The following is a 10274-nucleotide window of genomic DNA, read 5'->3' on the forward strand; positions in this document are numbered from 1 at the left end:
ATGCGTTGATCGCTTATTTCACAAGAGCTTCAGTATCCAGCGCGATGAGCAACTCTTCGTTCGTTGCGACGACCATCGCGGTCGGGGTACCGTCCTTCGAAATGATGTGGCCGGATTCCTTGCCGTTCTTCTCGTTGCGGGCTTCGTCGATCTGGTAGCCGAGAATCTTGAGGTTGTCCATCGCCATCTTGCGGACAAGCTTGCTGTTCTCGCCGATACCGCCGGTGAACACCAGCGCGTCGATGCGCGGGAGAGCCATGGCGATGCCGCCGATTTCGCGGGTAAGCCTGTAGGCGAACGTTTCGAGAGCGATCTGTGCGCCGACGTGGCCTTCGCTTGCGGCCTGCGTCAGGGTGCGCATGTCGTTGCTGAGCCCGGAGAGGCCGAGCAGGCCCGATTCCTTGTTCACGAGCTTGTCGAGGCGGTCGATATCGTAGCCGTACTTCTTGCTGATGAAGAAGAGGATGGCCGGGTCGATGCTTCCGGAGCGGGTGCCCATGATGAGGCCTTCCAGCGGGGTGAATCCCATGGTGGTGTCTACGCACTGGCCGTTCAAAATGGCGGAGCAACTGGAACCGTTACCGAGGTGAGCCGTAATGAGGCAGACTTCTTCGGGCTTCTTGCCTAGGATCTTGGCGGCCTCGCCGGTCACGAAGCGGTGGCTTGTGCCGTGTGCGCCGTAGCGGCGGATCTTGTCTTCTTCGTAGAACTTGTAGGGAATGCCGTAGAGGTAGGCCTTGCGCGGCATCGTCTGGTGGAAGGCGGTGTCGAATACGGCGACCTGCGGGAGCTTCGGGAAGAACTTGGTGGCGCATTCCATGCCGGTCGTGTGTGCGGGTTCGTGCAGCGGGGCGAACAGCGTGATGCTGCGGATGTAGTCGATGACTTCCTGGCTGACCTTCTCGCTCTTGATGTACTTGCCGCCATGCACCACGCGGTGGCCGATGGCCTCGATGGTGTCGATGAGCTTCTGTTCGGCGAGGAACTTCTGCACTTCGGCGACGGCTTCGGCGTGCGTCGGGCAGTCGAAATTGAAGTCGATGTTGCCTTCGGGGCCCTTGGCCTTGACGTGACCATTCACGCCGATGTTTTCGACGAGGCCGCTAGAGATGGATTCCTTGGTCTGGGTGTCGATAACGGCGAACTTGACCGAGGAGCTGCCGCAATTGAGAACGAGTACGCGCATATTAGTAAACAGTGGTTAGTGGTTGGTGGTTGGGGGTCCGCGAAGGATCCTGTGCCGATGTTCTTGAGAGAAATTATAGCATTTTGAGGTGTGGCTGGCTTTGGAATGCGTATTTGAATTATCTACATTGGGGGCGATGCCCTCCAAATCCACCCGTACATTTGTTTCGCACGAGTTTCCGGCGGTTTACGACAGGAATTCCCGTGTATTGCTGCTTGGCTCGATTCCTTCGCCCAAGTCCCGCGAGATGGGGTTCTATTACGGGCATCCGCAGAACCGCTTCTGGAAGGTGCTCGCGCAGGTCCTCGGCGAACCTGTCCCCGAGTCGATTCCCCAGAAAAAGGCGATGCTCAAGAGGCATCACGTTGCGCTGTGGGATGTGCTGGAAAGCTGCACTATCGTCGGTGCGAGTGACACGAGCATCGAGGATGTCGTTCCGAACAAGATAGGCGAACTCGTCAAGAAGTCGAAGGTCTCGCACATTTTCTGTACGGGAGCCACGGCCCACAAGCTGTACCAGAAATACTGCGCCAGGGATGTCGGTATCGATGCCGAAAGGCTTCCGTCCACTTCGCCCGCGAACTGTGCGGTTTCCCTGGAAGAACTGGTCGTGGCGTACAGCGCGATTGCCCAAATATTCTAAATTCATGACGATGCTCAAGAAAATCGCAGATTTTGACAACCGTGTTTCGGTATACTGGACCAACCGTCACTTTTCGGAAAGGGTGAACGGCTGGCTCAAGTTTTACGTGCGCCTCGGCGACGGCTACATTTGGGCCGCTTTTGCGCTGTTCGTCTTCTTGAAGGTCGGCTGGGACCGCTTTTTGCCGATCCTCTGGCAGGCGCTGATGGCGCTCGCGGTTAGCCTTGTGCTTTACGAGGTGGTTAAACTCAATACCAAACGCCCGCGCCCGTTCGCGGCGAACCCGCAAATCAAGGCGGAAGTTCCGCCGCTCGACAAGTACAGCTTCCCTTCGGGTCACACGATGAACAACCTGGCGGTGGCTTCGGCGGTGTTCTTCGCGGTGCCGCAGTACGGCTGGCTCATGATCCTCTTGCCGCTTACGTGGGGACTTTTGCGCGTGTACTTTGGCGTGCACTGGCTCACGGACATTTTGTGCGGCTTTGTCCTGGGCATTTTGAGTTTTGTCATTGGGCACTTGATTTGGATAACGATTTTTTAGGGAATTGTGTCATTCTTGGACTTTGTTTTGGGAAAAGATTTTTTTGGGTCGCTGGCGAGTGACGAGCGCGTGTTCCTCCTGATACGTCACGGAGAACGCAACCACATTACGCCTAACGACCCCGATTACGGCGCGCATGTGGGTCTTACGGAACGCGGTCGCGAGCAGGCTTTCTCGCTTGGCCGGAGCATCCCCGACGGCGACATGGTCTTTTTCTCGAGCCCGGTAGGACGCTGTATGGAAACGGCCCGTTGCATCGGGGAAGGGCACGGGCTTCGCGAGGTCCATGTGGAACCGCTCGGTTGCCTTGGCGATTTTTTCGTGCAGGACCAGGGCGAGTTCGAAAAGGTGCTGCGCGCCGGGTTTTACGAGGGAATCTGTGAATGGCTAGAAAGTGAGGCATCGGGAGTACCGCGCACCGGCGCTGGCGCATTCTACCCGTTGGCAAGCCGCTCCAGAGAGATGCTTTCGACGATGCTCGAAAAGGGTTGCGCACGTTTCAATATCTTCGCGACGCACGACGCCTGGGTGGTCCCTTGCCTCACGCACTTCTGTAAAATGCGTTTCACGCCCCAGCGCTGGATGAACTACCTCACCGGAATGGCCGTGGTGACTGGCCCGGAAGGGAAGACTCCGCGCAGGATCGTTCCCGTGACCGGTCTCGAAACGGGGTGGCTGGAGTTCTAGTCCTATGCCTTTAAATATTGTACGCAACGACATTACCAAGGTCAAGGCCGACGCAATAGTCAATTCCGCGAACAGGAAGCCTATTTGCGGTGGCGGTACCGAATACCATATTTATGAGGCCGCCGGTCGCGAAGATTTGCTGAAGGCCCGCGAGCAGGTAGGCCCGCTGAATGTTGCCGAGGTGGCGGTGACGCCCGCGTTCGCGCTAGACGCGAAGTACATCGTTCACACCGTGGGCCCCAAGTGGAACGACGGCAAGTCCGGCGAAGTTGCCGCACTCGCAAATTGCTACCGTAATGCGCTCGAGAAGGCAAAGGAACTGGGCTGCGAATCCATCGCCTTCCCGCTTATTTCTAGCGGGGTGTTCCGGTTCCCGAAGGATTACGCTGTAAGGATTGCGACGCAGGCCATTGGCGATTTCTTGCAGACAAACGAAATGCTGGTGACGCTCGTGGTTTTTGACCGCAAGGCGTTCGAAGTCTCCGAGGACTTGTACAGCGACATCCAGGCGTTTGTCGACGACAATTACGTACAGGAAAAGTACGGAGAACGCAACATTCCCGACGAAGAGCGGTACTATGCACTTGAAGAACCGCGCGGTAACATTCCTCTGGAGGAATGTAGCGACGAATTCATCGAAAATAGATTATCTATTGCCGATGGACAAGCGAAGAAACATGCGGAAAAATGTTCGGCAAGCCTCGATGACATTCTCGCGAAACCAGGCGAAACCTTCTGCGACAAACTTTTCAATCTCATTCACGAGAAGAACCTGGACGACGTGGATGTCTACAAGAAGGCGAATCTCGACCGCAAGCACTTCTCAAAAATCCGCAGCAACGTGAAGTACAAGCCCACCAAGAAGACGGTCCTCGCGCTCGCCATTGCGCTCCACCTGAACATGGACGAAACAAAAGACTTGCTCGCCCGCGCGGAACTCGCGCTTTCGCCCTCCAACAGGGGCGACCTGGTCGTTTCGTACTTTATCGAGCGCGGAATGTACGATATCTGGGAAATCAATAACATGCTTTTCAAGTTCGGGCTGCCGACTCTAGGCGTATAACTGCCAAAATTCGCTCAAAAACGCCAATTTAAAATGTCGCCTGCCAGGCGACCAAATCGCCTCACCTAGCATCTATTATTGCCATCGTTAACCGGTCGCAAACGCGAAGGTGCGAACGCACCAAGCCAGTGACCACTACCTAAGCCGCACGAATAGCGGCACGGAGGCAATCATGAAACAGGGACTCACCGAAATCGTATTTATCCTGGACCGCAGCGGTTCCATGAGCGGGCTCGAAAAGGATACTATCGGGGGCTTCAACAGCACCATCGACAAGCAGAAGCAAGAGGCGGGCGAAGCATTCGTTTCCACCGTGCTCTTCGATACCGAAATGGAAGTGCTCCACGACCGCGCCCCGCTCGCGCGTATCGAACCCCTGACCGAAAAGGAATACTATGCCCGCGGCGGCACCGCGCTCCTTGACGCCATCGGCGGGGCAATCCATCACATCGGAAACGTGCACAAGTACGCCCGCGACGAAGACCGTCCCGAAAAGACCATCTTCGTCATCACCACCGACGGCTACGAAAATGCAAGCCGCAAGTATTCCGCCGAACGCGTGAAGCAGATGATCGAGCGGCAGAAGCAGAAGTACGGCTGGGAATTCATCTTCCTCGGTTCAAACATCGATGCCATCGAGACCGCAAGGAACTTCGGCATCGACGAGGATCGCGCCGCAAACTTCGTGAACGACAAATCCGGAATCGGAGTCATGTACGAGGCGCAATGCTGCCTGATGAGCGATATTCGCCATAACCGCAAGAACGCCCGCCAGTGGAAGGCAACGGTCGATGCCGACTACGCAAAGCGTGGTAACCACAACGGGAAATAGCCATGTGTGGCGGCTGCGAATAATGTCATTTTATGACATTACAAGAATATATATTTATGGGCGAAGCATTTTTCGGCGAGGGCAATATGGAAAAGGTCGAATTGATCAGGAGATACTACCCCGAGGGGGAACTGTTCGAAGAAGCGGAAACCGTGAACGGGGTGAAGCATGGCAAGAGCGTTCTGTTCTACAGGAGCGGCGCCCGTTTGGGCGAGGATAACTTCTGCAACGGGTTGCTGGAGGGCGAATCATGGAGTTATTATGAGAGTGGAGCGGTCCGGTGGCGCTGCGAGTACCGCAGGGGCCTAGTCACGGGCAAGGAATACGGCTATTACGAGAATGGTCGATTGATGAAGGTGACCGAGTATGTTGATGGGATGGTTGTGGATTCCGACATTCCCGTTTACGACGAGTTGGGGATCCTGAGGCATACCGAGAAGTGGCGGAACGGGTACTGCCGCGCATATTTTCGCGATGGCCGCATCATTTACGAAGGCGCCCGCGTGAATAACGAGCGTGTCGGCATCCAGAAGCAGTACAATCCGGACGGGAGCCTCCGCCGTGAGGAATTCTACTGGAGGGGCCGCCGGTATGGAAAGCTCCGCCAGTTCGACAGGTCTGGGGTTCTCTTGAGCGAAACCGAATATGCAAACGGGATGCGCCAGGGTTACGAGCGGCTCTACAATCCGGACGGAACCGTGTACAGGAAATCGTTGTACGTGGATGACCAGTACTGCGGCGGAAAGTCGCTGGATTACGACGAGGGCGTACTCCGCTCCGAATGCAACATGAATTATGAACTTCCTGACGGCGAGGAAGTGAACTATAACGAAAACGGTACGGTCCAGTCAAGAATCCCGTACAGCAAGGGTATGGCTGTAGATGGCAAGTACGAAAGTTACGCAGAAGACGGAACTGTCGACGGCTATATCGAATACGTGAATAACAGAAGCGTTATTACCGATCTCGATGGCAACTTGAAATACGAGGCCGTATTTTACCGCAATCATCTGAACGGGCACTGTTGCATGTACACCTCTGAGTTCGAGAAGTTAGATGGCTATTTTGTCGATGACGAGTTCTACGAAACCAAGGAGGAATTCCTGGACGTGAGCTTTGAACTCATGGCCAATATATGCCTTGAGAATTTTGCAGATGCGTTCCCGGAATATACCGTGGAAACGTACAAGGACTTTTTTGCCGACGCTTACGAGAAGGCGGAAAACTCTCCTGCGGCGCAAACAGTATACCACGACTATGCGGAACTCGAGAATCCCGGTCCCGATGGAATTCCCGAAGGGCGGCTCGTGGATTACCTGGTGCGCGAATTCGTGCTCAGGCTGCGCCTTCCCAACGATGGCGAAACCGAGAGGGATATTGTTAAGGGCCTGAAGGAACTCCTGGAAATGCAGTAGTTCGGGGCGCTGTACCCACTTACCAAAAATTAGTGTATATTCATGAGTATGAAAAGTCGCATGTTCATACTCGCGCTAGCCCTCGCGGCGGTGCAATCCTTCGGCGCCGTGTATTACGTGGCGACCGACGGCGACGATAGCGCGGCGGGTACAAAAGACAAGCCCTTCGCCTCGCTCAACAAGGCGAATACCGTGGTGCATGCGGGCGACACCGTGTGGGTACGCGGAGGCATCTACGACCTGCGCGATACCGTCTTTTTCGCACGGTACAAAATGACTGCGGCAATAGTCTTGACGGCAAGCGGCGAGAGCGACAACAACCGCATCCATTACCTCGCTTACCCGGGCGAGCGCCCGATTTTTGATGGCGCGAACCTCCCCGTGGCCGCAGGCACGGACCATAGCGACGGCACACCCGAGGGCGCGATGTACACGTCTCCCATCGTGATTTCGGCAAAGTATTTGCACTTGAAGGGTTTCGAGGTGCGGAACACGCCCATGAAACACAACTCGAATTCCGGCGTTTTCCTTTACGCGAGCAAGCACATTTTCTTGGAAAATATGGACAGCCACCATAATGCGGGCCCTGGATTCTTCGCGAACGATGGCGCACCGGATGGCGGCGGACACATCTTCTTGAACTGCGATGCCCACGACAACTACGACCCCTTGGGCTGGCAGGGCGACGGCGAAAACGCCGACGGCTTCGGCGCGCATTACCAGAAGCCGGGCGAGGGCGATACGACCAAGTTCATCGGGTGCCGCGCCTGGTGGAACAGCGACGACGGCTTCGACTTCATCAACCAGGAATTCCCCGTGGTGCTGGAGAACTGCTACGCCATGGGGAACGGCTACAGCGATTACGGACTTGGAAACCCGAAGAACGGCAACGGGCACGGCATCAAGATGGGCGAGAGCACCCTCGGCGGCGGGCGCCATACCATCAAGTTCTGCGCCGCCTGGAAAAACAAGGCTACGGGCTTTTACGCGAACTACACCGGCGTGGGCAGCAAGTGGCTCAACAACACGTCTTACATGAACAAGGACCGCGAATTTGCCATGGCATCGACGCTCTTCGATTCCGAAGGGAACCGCATTGCCGAAGTAGCACCGCTCACCGGCGACAACGCGCACGTGCTCAAGAACAACATTGCCTTCCCGAACAAGAATTCGCAAGTCGGGGAGTGCTGGGAGTATATACCGAGCCAGAACATCGACCGTTATGTGGAATGCCCCGCCGGCGAGAACAACACATGGAACCTGAAACTCGACCTGACGGTCGACGATTTTGAAAGTCTTGACGACCCGAGCATGACCGTCACGGGCAAGGACCTCTCGACCATCGCGGGAATATTGGGCCCGCGTAACGCGGACGGTAGCTTGCCAGACGTGGGCTTCTTGAAACTCAAGAAAGGGAGCCGTGCCATCGACAAGGGCGAAGATTTGGGATTCCCGTTTGCGGGCGATGCGCCCGACCTTGGCGCATTCGAATACGGGATGAGTTCGTCACGTCATTCCGGGCTTGACCCGGAATCTAGTGGCTCTGTCGTCGGGTCGAGCAGCTCGTCACGTCATTCCGGGCTTGACCCGGAATCTAGCAGTTCCGCGGAAAGCGCTGCCTCCATCGCCATGCCCCGCAACGGGTATTTACCTGGGCTGCACGCCACCCGTGGTGCCGCACTTGTTTTCGACCTACAGGGCCGTCATATCAGAACGATAAAAGTCCCCGGCACCTATATAGTGCGCTACGGCAGTGAAATCCGGAAAGTGCAGGTGAACCCTTAGCCAAACTTAAATATCTTGATATCCACTAGTACCAACTTACGGGAAAACCTTACCCGCGAAGCTAGGTTAACTACATTTGCGAAAGCGCATATAGCGGACATATTTCAACATGGCGGATGGCGTTATTATCAAGGGAATCGACATAATCGAATTCGCCAAAGTTTTCAAGGGAACAGCGATAGGCGTTCGTCAACTTCTTTTCCCGCATCATAATCCAAAGGCTTTTCATTCCGCCTTGCGTTCCCGCCTTCACCTCTATAGGTGTTACGCGTGCATTGCGGGCATCTAGATAATCCACCTCTGCCAGGCTATTTCTTTCAGTTCGGCTCCAGTAGAAAATTTCATGACGAATATTTGGCGTCTTATATCTGAGGATTTCCAGCCCCGCAACCATTTCGGCTAAAGCGCCCTTGTTGACCAAATCAGCTCCGCTCGCAGTTAATATCTGCGAAACAATCTCGGAAATATCGCCCAAATTCAAATTTTGGAGCCTAAGTTGTAGGCCAGGATCCAACAAGAGAACTTTTTGCGTTCCCGAGTCAGCTTCACTCCCCAAGGGAAGGCCGTTGGCGCTTGACCTTGCAACAGGGATGGCAAGCCCAGCAAGAGTCAGCAGATGCAGGGCTTCCTGAACTTTTTCAGTCCTATATTCCCCGACCTTCGAATAAGTGAATTTATGCGTAATCTGGGAAGCGATACTTCGAAATGTTTTTCTTAACAAGGTCGGGTCAACCTTCTTTTTGTATTTCGCAAAATCATCTTCGTACGTGACTAGAATGTCGTCTTGGATAGTCTGACATTCCAGGTAATTATGGCTTTGAACCCACCTTACCACGGATTCGGGCATTCCGCCTACCAACATGTATGTTCTGAAGTACTCCACCAGTTTGTCGTGGACCGTTTGTGGCAATGGCTTTTGCGGGGACGATTGGTTCCTGACTTTTAACAGGGCCATTTGCCCATTTGCTTCGAGAAACTCATCAAAAGTCATCGGATGCATGAACATGGAATGGATTCGCCCTACGCCGAATGTCGGTATGTCGTTAAGAGCAAATTCCAACAGTGATCCCGCCGCCACGACATGTAAATCGGGCATGTCTTCCTTGAAAAAGCGCAGGGACATAATAGCATCCACACATCCCTGAATTTCGTCCAAGAATAGTAGAGTTTTCCCTACAACAATCGGAGTCCCCGTAATGGCGGAAAGTTCAGAAACAATGCGGGATACATCCAAATTAGTCGTAAAGACAGCCTTGAATTCAGGATGCTTTTCAAAATTTATCTCGACCATGTGTTCGAAATTTTCGCCTAGGTGGCGGACAGCACTGGACTTGCCCACCTGGCGGGCCCCCCGCAATAAAAGCGGTTTATGCCTGGGGGAATTGGCCCATTCCGATAAATACCTGTCAATCAGCCTGCTAAAGTACATTTTGACCGTCTTCTGTAAAAATCTAAAGATAAATATATAACTTTTTAGTAAAAATCCAAAGAAATAATTCAATAAATTTTGTAAAAATCCAAAGAAATGACATAATTTTGCACCTCAAGATGACCTTTTCTTCAAAATCGGCTTTTTTCAAAGGCGAAAGGGAAAATCCCTTCGAGAGAGTGGACCAGAACAAGGCGATGCTCTGGTTCTACGAGCAAGGTTATTCCATCACGGGCGATGAAAGAGGCTTGATTGACGAATATAGGTGCTACGTGAGGGAATTTCGTGAAGACGACGGCGTGCCTGAAGGTTTCAAGGCGCTACTGTTCAACCGGTACATGAAAATGTCCTTTTCCGTAGTTGACTCAATCCCAGATTTCAAGGCCTTTTACGAGGAATACTACGGATGAATTTATTGGAGGGGGAGGCCTTCCCCTCGCTCCAGACCAAGCCGTGGCATGAGCCTGCCCCGGACTTGTTCCGGGGCTACTCCTTCTCCTAGGGGCTCCGCCCCTAAAACCCCGGAGTCGGGAAATCACACGAACTCGACTACGAGTTGTTTGCCGAGGGCATGCGCTAGCTTGTAGAGTGTTTCGACGGAAGGCGAGCCCTTCGGAGTCTCGAATCGCTGGTACGCTTGCGGGGTGATGTTTGCGCGACGCGCCACATCGCTTTTCTTTTGACCCCTGCGCG

Annotated in this window: 11 protein-coding genes; 8 read left to right on the top strand and 3 right to left on the bottom strand. The window is 54.2% G+C overall.

Annotated elements, in window-relative coordinates; translation table 11 throughout:
- Positions 1-13: 13 nt before the first annotated feature.
- Entirely contained in the window at positions 14-1186 is a 1173-nt protein-coding gene (locus tag B3M32_RS01815; protein WP_290743015.1) for an acetate/propionate family kinase, read from the bottom strand.
- 136 nt (positions 1187-1322) lie between these two features.
- Between B3M32_RS01815 and B3M32_RS01820 the strand changes: the two genes are divergently transcribed.
- From B3M32_RS01820 to B3M32_RS01850, 7 genes are all read left to right on the top strand, one after another.
- A complete protein-coding gene (locus B3M32_RS01820; RefSeq protein ID WP_290743018.1) occupies positions 1323-1829 on the top strand; it encodes a DNA-deoxyinosine glycosylase in 507 nt (168 codons plus the stop codon).
- A gap of 10 nt (positions 1830-1839) precedes the next feature.
- Positions 1840-2370 carry a phosphatase PAP2 family protein gene (locus B3M32_RS01825; RefSeq protein ID WP_290743021.1) on the top strand — a complete coding sequence of 177 codons (531 nt, stop codon included), beginning with the start codon at positions 1840-1842 and terminating at the stop codon, positions 2368-2370.
- A gap of 27 nt (positions 2371-2397) precedes the next feature.
- Complete coding sequence (locus tag B3M32_RS01830) at positions 2398-3057, top strand: histidine phosphatase family protein (protein WP_290743024.1); 660 nt, start codon at positions 2398-2400, stop codon at positions 3055-3057.
- Between the two features lie 4 nt (positions 3058-3061).
- The gene (locus B3M32_RS01835) at positions 3062-4120 is read left to right on the top strand and encodes a macro domain-containing protein (protein WP_290743026.1); all 1059 of its coding nucleotides are present in this window, start codon (positions 3062-3064) and stop codon (positions 4118-4120) included.
- 172 nt (positions 4121-4292) lie between these two features.
- Positions 4293-4952, top strand: a complete 660-nt coding sequence (locus tag B3M32_RS01840; protein ID WP_290743029.1) for a vWA domain-containing protein — start codon at positions 4293-4295, stop codon at positions 4950-4952.
- A gap of 56 nt (positions 4953-5008) precedes the next feature.
- Entirely contained in the window at positions 5009-6367 is a 1359-nt protein-coding gene (locus tag B3M32_RS01845) for a toxin-antitoxin system YwqK family antitoxin (RefSeq protein WP_290743032.1), read from the top strand.
- A 48-nt stretch (positions 6368-6415) separates the two neighbouring features.
- Positions 6416-8152, top strand: a complete 1737-nt coding sequence (locus B3M32_RS01850; protein ID WP_290743035.1) for a right-handed parallel beta-helix repeat-containing protein — start codon at positions 6416-6418, stop codon at positions 8150-8152.
- A 70-nt stretch (positions 8153-8222) separates the two neighbouring features.
- Here the strand turns inward: B3M32_RS01850 and B3M32_RS01855 are convergent, their stop codons facing one another.
- Positions 8223-9581 carry an ATP-binding protein gene (locus tag B3M32_RS01855; RefSeq protein ID WP_349679850.1) on the bottom strand — a complete coding sequence of 453 codons (1359 nt, stop codon included), beginning with the start codon at positions 9579-9581 and terminating at the stop codon, positions 8223-8225.
- Positions 9582-9760: 179 nt separating this feature from the next.
- Between B3M32_RS01855 and B3M32_RS01860 the strand changes: the two genes are divergently transcribed.
- A complete protein-coding gene (locus B3M32_RS01860; protein ID WP_290743043.1) occupies positions 9761-9991 on the top strand; it encodes a hypothetical protein in 231 nt (76 codons plus the stop codon).
- 125 nt (positions 9992-10116) lie between these two features.
- Here B3M32_RS01860 and B3M32_RS12400 read toward each other — a convergent pair.
- On the bottom strand, positions 10117-10274 hold a 158-nt coding region (locus tag B3M32_RS12400), incomplete at its 5' end, for a helix-turn-helix transcriptional regulator (RefSeq protein ID WP_414655165.1).

This window comes from Fibrobacter sp. UBA4309 (assembly GCF_002395745.1).
Taxonomy (GTDB): Bacteria; Fibrobacterota; Fibrobacteria; order Fibrobacterales; family Fibrobacteraceae; genus Fibrobacter.

Excerpts from the sequence above, each read along its gene's own strand:
- B3M32_RS01815 (WP_290743015.1), bottom strand. The coding sequence starts at position 1,186 with ATGCGCGTACTCGTTCTCAATTGCGGCAGCTCCTCGGTCAAGTTCGCC.
- B3M32_RS01820 (WP_290743018.1), top strand. The coding sequence starts at position 1,323 with ATGCCCTCCAAATCCACCCGTACATTTGTTTCGCACGAGTTTCCGGCG.
- B3M32_RS01850 (WP_290743035.1), top strand. The coding sequence starts at position 6,416 with ATGAAAAGTCGCATGTTCATACTCGCGCTAGCCCTCGCGGCGGTGCAA.
- B3M32_RS01855 (WP_349679850.1), bottom strand. The coding sequence starts at position 9,581 with ATGTACTTTAGCAGGCTGATTGACAGGTATTTATCGGAATGGGCCAAT.
- B3M32_RS01835 (WP_290743026.1), top strand. The coding sequence starts at position 3,062 with ATGCCTTTAAATATTGTACGCAACGACATTACCAAGGTCAAGGCCGAC.
- B3M32_RS01825 (WP_290743021.1), top strand. The coding sequence starts at position 1,840 with ATGCTCAAGAAAATCGCAGATTTTGACAACCGTGTTTCGGTATACTGG.
- B3M32_RS01840 (WP_290743029.1), top strand. The coding sequence starts at position 4,293 with ATGAAACAGGGACTCACCGAAATCGTATTTATCCTGGACCGCAGCGGT.
- B3M32_RS01845 (WP_290743032.1), top strand. The coding sequence starts at position 5,009 with ATGGGCGAAGCATTTTTCGGCGAGGGCAATATGGAAAAGGTCGAATTG.